Annotated in this window: 10 protein-coding genes; 9 read left to right on the top strand and 1 reads right to left on the bottom strand. The window is 61.8% G+C overall.

Annotation, left to right across the window (positions count from 1 at the left end; translation table 11 throughout):
- The first annotated feature begins 36 nt into the window (after positions 1–36).
- Entirely contained in the window at positions 37–1,593 is a 1,557-nt protein-coding gene (locus tag HDF15_RS19810) for a CoA-acylating methylmalonate-semialdehyde dehydrogenase (RefSeq protein WP_184258701.1), read from the top strand.
- 93 nt (positions 1,594–1,686) lie between these two features.
- The gene (locus HDF15_RS19805; protein WP_184258699.1) at positions 1,687–2,331 is read left to right on the top strand and encodes a hypothetical protein; all 645 of its coding nucleotides are present in this window, start codon (positions 1,687–1,689) and stop codon (positions 2,329–2,331) included.
- Between the two features lie 113 nt (positions 2,332–2,444).
- Here the strand turns inward: HDF15_RS19805 and HDF15_RS19800 are convergent, their stop codons facing one another.
- Entirely contained in the window at positions 2,445–2,798 is a 354-nt protein-coding gene (locus HDF15_RS19800) for a hypothetical protein (RefSeq protein ID WP_184258697.1), read from the bottom strand.
- Between the two features lie 317 nt (positions 2,799–3,115).
- Between HDF15_RS19800 and ppk1 the strand changes: the two genes are divergently transcribed.
- The 7 genes from ppk1 (at position 3,116) to HDF15_RS19765 (ending at position 13,148) form a co-directional block, all read left to right on the top strand.
- Positions 3,116–5,362 carry a polyphosphate kinase 1 gene (gene ppk1 / locus HDF15_RS19795; protein ID WP_184258695.1) on the top strand — a complete coding sequence of 749 codons (2,247 nt, stop codon included), beginning with the start codon at positions 3,116–3,118 and terminating at the stop codon, positions 5,360–5,362.
- Positions 5,363–5,668: 306 nt separating this feature from the next.
- Positions 5,669–7,255 carry a pitrilysin family protein gene (locus tag HDF15_RS19790; RefSeq protein ID WP_184258693.1) on the top strand — a complete coding sequence of 529 codons (1,587 nt, stop codon included), beginning with the start codon at positions 5,669–5,671 and terminating at the stop codon, positions 7,253–7,255.
- Positions 7,252–8,703 (top strand): pitrilysin family protein, encoded by a 1,452-nt coding sequence (locus HDF15_RS19785; protein WP_184258691.1) that lies wholly within the window; start codon positions 7,252–7,254, stop codon positions 8,701–8,703. Before HDF15_RS19790 ends, HDF15_RS19785 begins: the two co-directional genes overlap by 4 nt.
- 264 nt (positions 8,704–8,967) lie before the next feature.
- Positions 8,968–9,978, top strand: a complete 1,011-nt coding sequence (gene pdxS / locus HDF15_RS19780; protein ID WP_184258780.1) for a pyridoxal 5'-phosphate synthase lyase subunit PdxS — start codon at positions 8,968–8,970, stop codon at positions 9,976–9,978.
- Positions 9,979–9,983: 5 nt separating this feature from the next.
- Positions 9,984–10,568, top strand: coding sequence for a pyridoxal 5'-phosphate synthase glutaminase subunit PdxT (gene pdxT / locus HDF15_RS19775; RefSeq protein WP_184258689.1), 585 nt, complete (start codon positions 9,984–9,986; stop codon positions 10,566–10,568).
- Between the two features lie 100 nt (positions 10,569–10,668).
- Positions 10,669–11,433, top strand: coding sequence for a cupredoxin domain-containing protein (locus HDF15_RS19770; protein WP_184258688.1), 765 nt, complete (start codon positions 10,669–10,671; stop codon positions 11,431–11,433).
- A complete protein-coding gene (locus HDF15_RS19765; protein ID WP_184258686.1) occupies positions 11,430–13,148 on the top strand; it encodes a cbb3-type cytochrome c oxidase subunit I in 1,719 nt (572 codons plus the stop codon). The genes HDF15_RS19770 and HDF15_RS19765 overlap by 4 nt, the downstream gene beginning before the upstream one ends.
- Positions 13,149–13,159: the final 11 nt, after the last annotated feature.

The raw sequence follows: 13,159 nt of genomic DNA, 5'->3' as shown, positions 1-13,159 counted from the left end.
GTTACGATGTTGGTTTCTTCCCGCAAGGAGAACCCCATGTCCGCCGCCATTGCATCGCCCCTCCCGACCAGGTCTTCCACCATCGACATCCGTGAGATCACCCACTGGATCTCCGGCACTGCCGTTCGCGGCACGTCAGGCCGTTTCGCCGACGTGTACCACCCCGCCTCCGGCCAGGTGCAGGCCCACGTTCCCCTCGCCTCCGATACCGAGGTCGACAAAGCCGTGCAGGCCGCTGCTGCCGCCTTTCCAGAGTGGTCTTCGTCTCCGCCGCTGCGCCGCGCCCGCGTGCTCTTCCGTTTCCGCGAGATCTACGAGCGCCGCCTGGACGAAGTAGCCGCCCTTCTCAATCGCGAGCATGGCAAGGTCTTCTCCGATGCCAAGGGAGAGGCCACACGCGGTCTCGAAGTCGTCGAATTCGCTACCGGGATTCCGCAGCTTCTCAAGGGCGAGTTCACCGAGCAGGTTGGCATCGGAATCGATAGCTGGTCGATGCGGCAACCGCTTGGCGTCGTCGCCGGCATTACGCCGTTCAACTTCCCCGCGATGGTACCTATGTGGATGTTCCCCATCGCCCTGGCGTGCGGTAATACCTTTGTACTGAAGCCCAGCGAACGCGATCCCAGTGCCTCGATTCTCCTGGCTGAGATGCTCAAGGAAGCCGGCCTTCCCGATGGCGTCTTCAGCGTCGTGCACGGAGACAAATCCGCCGTCGACGCGATCCTCGCCCATCCCACGATTCAAGCCGTCAGCTTCGTCGGTTCTACGCCCATTGCGGAGTACGTCTATCGCGAAGGCACAAAGCACGGCAAGCGCGTCCAGGCTCTCGGCGGAGCAAAGAACCACATGATCGTGATGCCCGATGCCGATCTCGACCAGGCCGCCGACGCCCTCGCCGGTGCAGCTTATGGCTCGGCGGGTGAGCGCTGCATGGCGATCAGCATTGCTGTAACCGTCGGCCACCAGACCGCCGACACGCTGATCGAAAAGCTCAAAACCCGCATCTCCGATCTGCGTGTAGGCGACGGAGCTCAGGACGCGCCCTCAGGCGAGGCCGATCTCGGCCCACTGGTAACGAAGGCCCATCTCGACAAGGTGACAAGCTACGTCAAACTTGGCATCACCGAAGGCGCGGAGCTCGTCGTCGATGGACGTCAGGGTGCCCTACCCCAGGGCGACGGCTTCTTTCTCGGCGCCTGCCTCTTCGATCACGTTAAGCCCGAGATGCGGATCTACAAGGAAGAGATCTTCGGACCGGTGCTGGGTGTAGTGCGCGTCAACAACTTCGAGACAGCGCTGCAGCTCATCAACGATCACGAGTTCGGCAACGGCACAGCCCTGTTCACTCGCGACGGCGACACCGCCCGCGACTTCGCGCGGCGCGTGCAGGCGGGCATGGTCGGCATCAACGTGCCGATCCCCGTGCCGATGGCCTTCCACAGCTTCGGCGGATGGAAGCGTTCCCTCTTCGGCGACCACGCAGTGCACGGCCCCGAGGGCGTGCGTTTCTACACCCGCATCAAGACCGTGACAGCACGCTGGCCGACAGGTATCCGCACCGGTGTCGACACAACGATGCCAACGCTGGGATAGCTTCGCCAAACTCTTACGAACCACCTGTTACTTAGCCGCGATCACGGCTAAGTAACAGGTAGATACTGAGTCTGCAACGAGGCGCGGAACTGGATGAGCAAGCGTAGATTCATCACTCGGAATAAGTTGGCACTCATTGCCTTTATAGCCTTTGATAACGCACTCTACTCACAATCATCAGACCAGCAAGATACGATCAAGGCCTTAGCCGCAGAAACGACACGCCACTCGGTTCTCACTTATGTTCAACGCTACATCGACGACGAGAATAAAGTCGTTGGGTATTCAGGAACCCTCTATCTCCATATAGAGTCGGTTACATTACACGGCTGCGACTTACAAATTAACGTTGTAGTTCAGGACAAATACTCCGAAGTAGCGCAAAAACAAGAACCTGCCGGTAAAAGGGCATTCCTTGAAGAACAACGATCCTTTACCTATCGCTACACCTATCAACTGAACCTGATGAATGTTGAGAGTTTACAGGCCGATTCCCCCATAGGAAGGCCCAATCAGCTACAGAACTATACCGGCGCTACCTGTGAAGAGGATAAGTTCTGCAACCTTCAATGGCTTCGTATAAAAACTGCAAAGCCTGCAATTAAAGAAACCAGAACCCTCAACGGTTTGTTAGATTTCGATCAGACAGTCGATACCATTACGATTCCCATCACTTCTCACGAGATCGCTCTCCAATCAGCTGCTTATCTTCAGGACATAGCAGCAACGTGTCACTAATTGGCCGCTCGTCACTTGTGCCACTGTTGACGGCGAGACGATACCCGTGGCGCAAGAAAAATGCCCAGCCGTCAACTACGGCTGGGCGTTTCATTTATGAAGCTTGGCTACGATTAGTGCGTGTCGTGATGTTCTTCGACATGCGTATCCGGCTTGCCTTCAACCTTGTGGGCCACGGTGCGCGTTCCCTCGGCGGTCTTGTGAGCACTCCTCTTGGTAACGCGAACGGTCTTATGTGTAGCGACCCTGGTCCCATGAGCCGTGTCGTGCGCAGCCACCTTCGTGCCGTGCTCCGTGTCCCGCGCGGCGACCTTGGTTCCGTGGGCGGTGTCGTGCGCTACCGACTTGGTGGCATGAGCCGTATCGTGGCCGGCATCTTTCAGGTCCTGCCCAACCGTCTGCGCCTGAGCGAGGCCGAGCGAGAGAGCAGCAGTTAAAGCAACTCCGGCGATCATAATTTTTGTCATTGAGATTTCTCCTTGAAAGATGCGGTAACCCGGAACTTAATGTTCCCTTGGTCTCCAAGATACCTGCAAGTGTCGCTTCTCGTCTTGTGGATTGGCGCTTCACCACGCGAGCCTGCAAGCATTAGCCAGGGCATGCAGGGATAGGAAAGGCGGCAATACAGCATAAACAAGCGAAAATACAGCGCCGAAGACGCGGCTTTACCAGCATCGCCTCTCAATCCGGGCTTCATCTGGCAAATTCATGCCCGCTCGTTTCCCCAACTGCAAACCACTATTAACATTTGCCATCACTGGAGTGCGCTACCCTGATCCAACACATGGCCCAGCAGAGAAAAGTCGCCAAAAAACAAGTAAGCGTGAGGAAGTCAGTGGAACAACCGATTTCACCAGCCGCCGATGTTTCAAAGACGCCCAGCCGCTACATCAACCGCGATGAGAGCTGGCTGCTGTTCAACCGCCGCGTACTGGAAGAGGCCGACGACGCCACCAATCCGCTGCTGGAGCGCCTGAAGTTTCTCGCCATCACTGCCAGCAATCTGGACGAGTTCCTCGAGATCCGTGTTGCCGGCATCCTGCAGCAGATGGAAGAAGACCTCGGCCTCCCCCAGAAGCCGGACGAAGGCGGCCTCACCTCGGACGCGCGCATGGACCGTCTGCGCGACTGGCTGCACCGCTTCGCCGCCGACCAGGACCAGTGCTGGACCGAGCGCCTGGCCCCCGCGCTTGAAGCCGCCAATATTCACCTCGTGAAATGGAAGGACATGACCGAAGAGGACCGCCTCTTCGCCGCGCGCTTCTTCCACGATCAGGTCGATCCCCTGCTTACTCCCGTTACGCTGGACCCCTCGCATCCCTTCCCGCGCGTGCTCAATAAGGCGCTCTGCCTCGCGCTGCTGCTGCGTCACAAGCGCAAGAACCGCGCCGGAGTTCGCAGCCCCAAGGTCCTCGGCGTCATCACCATTCCCCGCTCCCTGCCCGACCTGGTGGTACTGCCGGAACGAGACGGCCAGCGCAACTACCTGCTGCTCGATGAACTGATCGAAGCACACTCCGAGCGCATGTTCCGCGGCTACGAGGTCCTGGGGCGGGCAGCGTTCCGCGTCACGCGCAACAGCAACCTCTACATGCAGGAAGAAGAAGCCCGGTCGGTGCTCGAGAGCGTCGCCGCCGAACTTCACAATCGTCGCAAAGGCGACGTCGTGCGCATGGAGATCGACGCCACCGCCGCGGATGTAATCGCCGAGCGGCTGCGCATCAACTTCGAGCTGGAAGAGTGGCAGGTCTTCCGCACCCAGGCTCCCGTCAACATCAACCGCCTGATGAATCTCTACAAAGAGATCAAGACCTCCGACTTCAAGTTCCCCGAGTTCCACGGACGGCGTCTCCAGCTCGGCCCCAAAGCCAGGGACGTCTTCGACGAACTGCGCAAGCGCGACATCCTGCTGCATCACCCCTACGACAGCTACAACACCGTCGAGGCGTTCATCGCGGCAGGCACCAACGATCCGCGCGTCATCTCGATGAAGCAGACGCTCTATCGCACCAGCGCCGACTCCTCGATGTTCCGCGCGCTCACCGAAGCCGCGCAGAGCAAGGACGTAACAGTGGTCGTCGAGCTGATGGCCCGCTTTGACGAAGCCTCCAACATTCGTTGGGCGCGCGAGCTCGAAGATGCCGGCGTGCAGGTCTTCCACGGTATCTACGGTCTCAAGACGCACTGCAAGCTGGCCTTGCTGTGGCGGCGCGATCCCGATGGCGTCGTACGTAGCTACGCGCACCTGGGTACCGGCAACTACAACCCCGTGACGGCACGCTTCTACACCGACATCAGCCTGCTGACAGCGCGGCCCGAACTGACCGAAGCCATGCAGCGCGTCTTCCGTTACCTGACCGCCAACTGGGAAGCCAGCCACGAGACCTACCGCCCGCTGCTCGTCGCTCCCGTTACGCTGGCCGACGACATGCTCGCCTTGATCGCCCGTGAAGAGGCCCATGCGCGCAAGGGACACAAGGCGCACATCATCGCCAAGATGAATGCCCTGCTCGACACCAAGACGATCGAAGCTCTCTACTCGGCGTCGCAGGCCGGGGTTGAAATCGACCTGATCGTGCGCGGCATGTGTGCTCTGCGTCCCGGTGTTCCCGGCCTGAGCGAGCGGATTCGCGTGCGCTCCATCATCGGCCGCTTCCTGGAGCACAGCCGCATCTTCTGGTTCGCCAACGGAGGCCACGAAGAGGTCTACGCCGGCAGCGCCGACTGGATGCCGCGTAACCTCTACGAGCGTTGCGAGGTCGTCTTCCCCATCGTCGATGAAAACGGCAAGCACAGACTCCGCAAGGAGATCCTCGAAACCTACCTGAAGGATGACGTAAAGGCACGCCTGATGCAGCCCGATGGAACCTACATCCGCGCAACCGGCAGCGGCAAACGCATCAGCGCGCAGGACTGGTTCATGGAACACGCAACAGCCTCGGACTCCGGCGAGAACCGGCAGGAGCCCTCCGATCTGCCCACAGCTCTACCTGCCGCAACCGAAGCGTCTCCGAAAAAAGCACGCTCCTGAGATAGCTGTTGTAGCTCTCTTAGATGTAACCACCAACCTGGGTGCCCCATCCTCGACGCGCGTTCTTTGCGCGGCAGGGTGGGGTATAGACGCCAAGCGAATCCCACAAATCTTCGAAGCGCGCTCTGCGTCGGGGGTATCGTTTGCGGTAGCAAACGACCGCTCTTCTCTATTTCAGGCACAATTGCCCCAACAGCCCAAAGACCCCAGACTCTTCGGCCTATCAAACTGGTGTATCCCCCGACATATGAATAGAATCGCCGATAACGGAATGCACAAAGCGTTCTATCTCGAGGAAGAGGTTCGATGGTTACGTCTGCACTCCGCCCGCACGAGCTCCAGCCATGGCGCAGCAAGGTCTTACGCACAGCAACTCTCGCCGCAGTGACCCTGCTGTTCCTTCCAGGCCTCAAGGCACAGGACAAGTACGAGCAGCAGATGGAGAGCCACACCACGGTCAAGGTGCTTCCCAACGGCCTGACTCTCGTCCTAAGCGAGCGCCACGAAGCCCCCGTCTTCAGCTTCTACACGCTGGTCGATGCCGGCTCCGCCGACGATCCCGGCGGACAGAGCGGTCTCGCGCACATGTTCGAGCACATCGCCTTCAAAGGCACCACGGAGGTCGGCACCACCGACTATCCCGCCGAAAAGGCCGCGCTCGACAAGGTGGAGCAAGCCTATGCCGCCTACGACACCGAATTCCGCAAGCCTGTAGGCCAGGATAAAGCGCGTCTCTCAAGCCTGCACCAGGCCTTTGAAGACGCGGTAAAGACCGCGCAAACCTACGTCATTCCTAATCAGTTCTCAGAGATCGCCGAAGAGAACGGCGCCGTCGGCCTGAACGCCTCAACCGCTGAAGACTCCACGCAATACTTCTGGAGCATGCCCTCCAACCGTCTCGAGCTCTGGGCCTACCTGGAGTCCGGCCGTATCGGCTGGCCGGTAGCGCGCGAGTTCTACAAGGAACGCGACGTCGTCAACGAAGAGCGCCGCATGCGCATCGACTCCTCGTCACAAGGCCGGCTCATCGAGGAGTTCCTCGCCGCAGCCTACATGGCACATCCCTACGGCCGCCCAGGCGTCGGCTGGGAGAGCGACATCACCCAGGTCACCGCAACCGAAGCCGCTGCGTTTCACAGCAAGTACTACGTTCCGGCGAACATCGTAGTAGCCGTAGTCGGCGACTTCGACACCAGGACCGCGCTGCCCATGCTGGAGCGTTACTTTGGCCGCATCCCCGCTGGCCCCAAGCCTGAGCCGCTGACCACCATCGAGCCGCCGCAACACGCCGAGCGCACCGTGGTTCTGCGCGAGGCCACGCAGCCCATCTATCTCGAGGGCTACCACAAGCCGGACTACCGCGATCCCGACGACTCGGTCTACGACGCCATCACCGACATCTTCTCCAACGGCCGCACCTCGCGCCTCTATCGCAGTCTGGTTCGCGACCAGAAGATTGCGCTGGTCGCAGAGGGCTTCAGCGGCTTCCCCGGCAACAAGTTTCCCGGCCTGTTCGCTTTCTATGCCCTTCCCCAGCGCGGCCACACCTCGGATGAGCTGCGCACGGCGATCCATAAGGAACTCGACACTTTGAAGACCACCGATGTCAGCGATGCCGAACTCGAACGCTTCAAGACACGCGCACGCGCCGACCTGCTGCGCGGCCTCGGCGACAACGCCGGCCTCGCTTCGCAGCTTGCCCAATACCAGACGAGCTTCGGAGACTGGCGCGTGATGTTCCAGGAGCTTGCGAAGATCGACGCCGTCACCAAGGCCGACATCCGCCGCGTCGCAAACAAGACGTTCGTCGAGAGCAACCGCACCAGCGCACGCATCGACTTCCAGGCGCCGACCGCAACGCCCGTCGCGGCCGGCAATGGAGGTGCGAAATGACCAACTTCACTCCGCGCCTTCTTACCCTTGCTCTCGTTGCGGGCCTCTCCACAACCGCCTTCGCTCAGACCCCAGCCCCTCAAGAGCCCTGGAAAGCCATCCCGATCCCTTCGCTGCATGAGTTCAAACCCGTCCAGCCGATCAGGGTGGAGCTACCCAACGGCGTTCAACTCTTCCTCGAAGAAGATCATGAGCTTCCGTTCGTGAACGGCTTCATCCGCATACGTGGCGGCAGTCGCGACGAACCAGCCGACAAGGTCGGACTCGTATCTCTCTACGGAGAAGCCTGGCGCACCAGCGGAACCGCTACCGCAAGCGGCGACGCCCTGGACGATCAGCTCGCCGCGAAGGCCGCAACCGTCGAGACCGGCGGAGGCCAGGCCTCCACGTCCCTGAGCTGGTCGAGCTTCGCGAAGGACTTCGACAGCGTCTTCGGCGTGGCCATGGATTTGCTCCAGCATCCCGCCTTCCAGCAGCAGAAGTTGGACCTCGCCAAGCAGAGCCTCGCCAGCGGCATCCTCCGGCGCAACGACGACGCCAGCGGCATCGCCCAGCGCGAAGCCGTCGAGATCGCCTATGGCAAGACCAATCCCTACGGCCGCTCCGAAGAGCTCGCCACGGTCTCTGCCGTCACCCTCGAAGACCTTCGCACCTGGCACGAAAAGACATTTATAGGCAGCAACCTGATCGTTGGTGTCATCGGAGACTTCGACGCCAAGGCCATGGAAGCGAAGCTGCGCGCAGCCTTCTCTCCCCTCCCGCGTGGCACCCAGCTCAAGTCAGCCAAGGTGGAGTTCACCGAGCCCCCAGCCGGCGTTTACTTCGCCAACAAGGCCGACGTCGATCAATCCAATGTCTACATGGTTGGACTGGGCACGCAGGAAGACAACCCCGACTACTATGCGCTCAGCGTGATGAACGAGGTCTTCTCCGGCGGCTTCGGCTCGCGGGTCGTGCAGAACGTCCGCACAAAGCTCGGATTGGCCTACGACGTCGGCGGCAACTTCGGCGCGGCCTATGACCACCCCGGACTCTTCGCGGTAGGCTTGGGCACCAAGAGCTCCAGCACCGTGGCCGCTACCAAAGCCACGCTCGACGAAGTCCGCCGCCTGCGCACCGATCCTCCCACCGAGGACGAACTCCGCAGCGCCAAGAGCGATCTGTTGAACTCCTTCATCTTCCACTACGACACCCCCGAAAAGGTGCTGAGTGAGCAGGTCACGCTCGCCGTCTACGGCTACCCCGCGGACTTTCTGGAGCGCTATCGTGCCGGGATTGAACGCGTAACCTCAGCGGATGTGTCCCGCGTCGCACAGAAGTATGTTCAGCCGGAGAAGCTCGCCATTGTTGTAGTGGGCAACTCCAGCGAGATTCAGCCGCCGCTCGACGGGCTCGGGAAGGTGACCACGCTCGACATCAACATCCCCGGAGCCCCGAAGGAGCAATAACCCGCTCTGAAGGGCCGAATCACTGTTGTAAAAGGGCACGATTGGTGTTTTGAAAGGGCGGGACTTTTAGTCCCGCCGCATCACCGCTCTCCGCCATGTGGCTTTAGCCACGGAGGGAATGCCCGCTGATCCGGAGAGCCCTTCGACCACCTCAGGACTCCAATCCCGCCCTTTCTGCCCGCAATCACATAGCCCATCACAAACTGATAAACTTACCCTTTGGGCAGGATGGTCATCTCATCGCTGCTGCAGGGGGAGTTTGCTATGGCACAGGAAAACAATGGAACTGGCGCAGCACCGTCGCTGCGGCTCAAATTAGGTCTCGCCGAGATGCTCAAGGGCGGCGTCATCATGGACGTGATGAACGTCGAGCAGGCCCGCATCGCTGAAGAAGCCGGCGCGGTCGCCGTCATGGCGCTCGAGCGCGTCCCCGCCATGATCCGCTCCGAAGGCGGCGTCGCCCGCATGGCAAATCCCAAGCTCATCAAAGGCATCATGGCCGTCGCGACCATTCCGGTCATGGCCAAGGCCCGCATCGGCCACTTTGCCGAGGCCCAGGTACTGCAATCGCTCGGTGTCGACTTCATCGACGAGAGCGAGGTCCTCACCCCCGCCGATGAGGTCTACCACATCGACAAGCACGCCTTCACGACGCCGTTCGTCTGCGGCGCACGCAATCTCGGCGAAGCCCTGCGCCGCATCGCCGAAGGCGCTGCGATGATCCGCACCAAGGGCGAGCCCGGCACCGGAGACGTCGTCCACGCCGTGCAGCACATGCGCCAGATCGTCCGCGAGATCAAGGCCCTCACCGTGCTCGGCGACGAAGAGCTCTACAACGCCGCCAAGGTCCACGGCGCTCCCTATGAGCTGGTCCGCATGGTCGCGAAGTCCGGCAAACTGCCCGTCCCCAACTTTTCCGCCGGCGGCATCGCAACCCCCGCCGACGCGGCCCTCATGATGCAGCTCGGCGCAGAGACGGTCTTCGTCGGCTCCGGCATCTTCATGAAGGATGGCGCCAAGCCGCTCGATGTCGAGCTCTGGGCCAAGCAGGATGCGGAGGTCGGCCTCTGCACCAGCAAGGAAGTCGGTCAGCCCCGCAACCCCGAAGAGCGCGCCGAAGCCGTCTCACGCGCCAAGGCCATCGTGCTCGCAACGCTGCACTTCAACGATCCGAAGATCGTCGCCGAAGCCTCGGAAGCCATCATCGGAAGCATGAAGGGCCTCGCCGCCGCTGCCATCGAAGAGAAGAACCTGATGCAGACGCGCGGTTGGTAACTACCGTGTCGAGCGCTCCCCTCATCGGTGTCCTTGCCCTGCAAGGCGCCTACGATATTCACGCCGAGCGCCTCACGGAGCTCGGCGCATCCGTTCGCCTGGTGCGCAGGCCGGAGCAGCTTGCAGGGCTCGACGGACTCGTCATCCCCGGTGGCGAGTCGACGACCTTTCTCAAGCATCTCGAACGCGCAGGTTTTTACGACGCGCTCGACGAGTTCGTTCACACGAAGCCCACGTTCGGCACCTGCGCCGGCTGCATCCTGCTGGCGAAGGACGTCGCCAATCCGACACAGCGCTCCTTCGGCGTGCTCGACATCGCTGTCGAACGCAACGCCTACGGACGGCAGAACGACTCGGCCATCCTGAGCACCGAAACCACGCTTCCCGGCGGCCCCATGGAGATGGTCTTCATCCGCGCCCCGCGCATCAGCCGTGTCGGCGAAGACATCGAGATTCTCGCCCGCCGCGGCGACGATCCCGCGCTCATCCGCAAAGACTCTCTGCTCGCCGCAACCTTCCATCCTGAACTCAGCACCGACACCCGCGTCCACCAACTCTTCCTGGACATGGTTCATCAAGCCCACTCGTAACTCGCCTCTCGAGACTCGAAACTCGACCTGAACTCCCCCGACTCGAGTTTCGAGTCATAAGCTTCGAGTTACGAACCAACGGCACCACTACAATCAACCTATGCACTCTGCGCAGGCGATCGCTACCGGCCAACGCTTCTGGCGTCTGCCCGTCGACGCCTCCGCACACGGCCCCGCGCTCGACACCCATCTGCTGCTGAACCTCTGGATCGCACTCGCTCTACTCGCGCTCGCACATCTGATCCTGCTCGCCGGCCTGGCATTCCGGCGACGCGCATCGCGCCCGGTCCATACGCTGCTGCTGGAGTACCTCCCCCTCGCCGCGCTCACACTTTTATTTGCATTCCTCGCGGCCCGCGCGCAGCAGCTCTGGGCAGCGCAGCGCTACACCGGCGCCAGCCTCACAGCCATGCAGGTAGAGGTCACGGGCATGCAGTTCGCCTGGTACTTCCGCTACCCGGGCGCAGACGCTGCCTTCGGCGAAACCAAACCCACGCTCGTCGCTCCGGGCGAAGGCAATCCCCTCGGGCTCGACCCGGCGGACCGCCACGGCGCGGACGACCTCGTCACCAGCCAGCTCGTCCTGCCCGCCGGACGCGAAGTCGATCTTGCACTGCATGCGCAGGACGTCATCCACGGCTTCTCCGTACCCGAGATGCGCTTAAAACAGAACGCCGTGCCCGGCCAGACGGCACACATCCACTTCACGCCCACACAGCCCGGCAGCTACGCCATCCTCTGCACACAACTGTGCGGCCTCGGGCACTATCGCATGCAGGCCACGATGCTCGTACTTCCCCCCGCAGCGTTCGACACCTGGCTGCAGGCCCACGAAGCCGCCGCCGGCAAGCGAGGCCAGCCATGACAGCCCAACACAGCCGCTGGACGCACCACCGCACCGTGGGCTTCGGCTACGTGGCGATCTCGCTGGCAGCAGCCTGCGTCGGCACCGTACTCTCGCTGCTGATGCGCCTGCACCTCACCTGGCCTGCGTGGTCTCTGCCGCTGCACGGCCTCATTCTGCCCGAAGAGTACCTGGCCCTGGTCACCATGCACGGGACGCTGATGTTGTTCTTTGTGCTCACGGTCGCGCCACAATCAGGATTCGGCAACCTCATCCTGCCTGCACAGATCGGCGCGCGGCGCATGGCGTTTCCCCGCCTCAACGCCGCGAGTATGGGTCTTACGGGCCTGGCTCTCCTGGTACTGCTGGCAGCGTTCTTCGTCCCCGGCGGCTCGCCCATCTCCGGCTGGACGGCCTACCCTCCGCTCTCGGCCACCGCGCTCGCCGGCCCCGGCCAGGGAGAGGGGATGGACGTGTGGCTCGCTGCCATCGCGCTGTTTTCCCTTGCCTCCACCCTGGGCGCGATCAACACTCTGACAACCATCGTCAAACTCCGCGGCGAGGGTATGAGTTGGCAGCGGCTTCCGCTCACCGTCTGGGGATGGTTCACCGCCGCCCTGCTCAGCGTGCTCGTCTTCTCCGTACTGCTGGCCGCGCTGGCCATGCTCTTCTGCGACCGCCATTTGCAGAGCGGCTTCTTCCTTCCCACCGGCGATCTCGTCAACGGTGTCCTGTTGCAGCACCACGGCGACGGCTCCCCGCTGCTCTGGCTGCATCTCTTCTGGTTCTTCGGCCACCCTGAGGTCTATATCGCCATCCTCCCCGGCATGGGACTCACCTCCATGGTGCTGGCCAACTTCGCGCACCGCCGCGTCTTCGCCTATCGGCTGATGATCGCAACCACCCTGCTCATCGGGTTCCTCGGCATCCTCGTCTGGGGACACCACATGTTCGTCGCGGGCCTGAATCCCTTCGCAGGCTCAGCCTTCGCGCTCTCGTCGATGGCCATCGCCCTGCCCTCATCCGCCAAGGTCCTGAGCTGGCTTGCCACCATCTGGCGCTCGCGCCCCCGGCTCACCACGCCGATGCTCTTCGCTCTCGGCTTCGTCTCGCTGTTCATCACCGGCGGCCTTACCGGCCCGATTCTCGCGCAGCCGATCCTCGACGAGTACCTTCACAACACCTTCTTCGTCGTCGCGCACTTCCATCTCATCATGGCGATGGCCGGCATCTTCGGTCTCTTTTGCGCGACCTACTACTGGTTTCCGCTGCTCTTCGGCCGCCTGCTCTCGGAGCCGTTGGGCAAGCTGCACTTCGCCGGTACCTTGATCGGGGCGTACGGTACGTTCCTTCCGATGCACCTGACCGGACTCGCCGGAGAGCCACGCCAGTATGCCCAGCTCACCGGCGGCGGAAGTGGCCCCGCAGGCCAGTTGCTGCAAACCACCCTGCCGCTGCAACACGGCATCACCTACGCAGCCTTCTTCCTCGCCTGCGCGCAGCTCCCCTTCCTGCTCAACCTCGTGCTGACCCTGCGCTCACATCTCCTCGCAACGCCCAACCCCTGGTCGGCAACGACGATGGAGTGGGCATCGCAGGACTTCGACGAGGCATCTACCGAAGACAAACCCACAGGTCTCGTAACCTATCGAGGCCCTTGTCACTATTCAGAAGATGGCGTATCTTTTCTCCCGCAGTGGGAATCAGGCGCGACGTCTACGCTTCCGCCGGAGTAAGCTGAAAAACA

The organism is Granulicella mallensis (assembly GCF_014203225.1).
GTDB lineage: Bacteria > Acidobacteriota > Terriglobia > Terriglobales > Acidobacteriaceae > Granulicella > Granulicella mallensis_A.
Note: the sequence above shows the minus strand (reverse complement) of the source record. Positions and strands in the feature narration are given on the sequence as shown.

Bases quoted from the DNA above. Each gene is read 5' to 3' on its own strand.
- HDF15_RS19810 (WP_184258701.1), top strand. From the start codon at position 37: ATGTCCGCCGCCATTGCATCGCCCCTCCCGACCAGGTCTTCCACCATC.
- HDF15_RS19805 (WP_184258699.1), top strand. From the start codon at position 1,687: ATGAGCAAGCGTAGATTCATCACTCGGAATAAGTTGGCACTCATTGCC.
- HDF15_RS19800 (WP_184258697.1), bottom strand. From the start codon at position 2,798: ATGACAAAAATTATGATCGCCGGAGTTGCTTTAACTGCTGCTCTCTCG.
- ppk1 (WP_184258695.1), top strand. From the start codon at position 3,116: ATGGCCCAGCAGAGAAAAGTCGCCAAAAAACAAGTAAGCGTGAGGAAG.
- HDF15_RS19790 (WP_184258693.1), top strand. From the start codon at position 5,669: ATGGTTACGTCTGCACTCCGCCCGCACGAGCTCCAGCCATGGCGCAGC.
- HDF15_RS19785 (WP_184258691.1), top strand. From the start codon at position 7,252: ATGACCAACTTCACTCCGCGCCTTCTTACCCTTGCTCTCGTTGCGGGC.
- pdxS (WP_184258780.1), top strand. From the start codon at position 8,968: ATGGCACAGGAAAACAATGGAACTGGCGCAGCACCGTCGCTGCGGCTC.
- HDF15_RS19770 (WP_184258688.1), top strand. From the start codon at position 10,669: ATGCACTCTGCGCAGGCGATCGCTACCGGCCAACGCTTCTGGCGTCTG.
- HDF15_RS19765 (WP_184258686.1), top strand. From the start codon at position 11,430: ATGACAGCCCAACACAGCCGCTGGACGCACCACCGCACCGTGGGCTTC.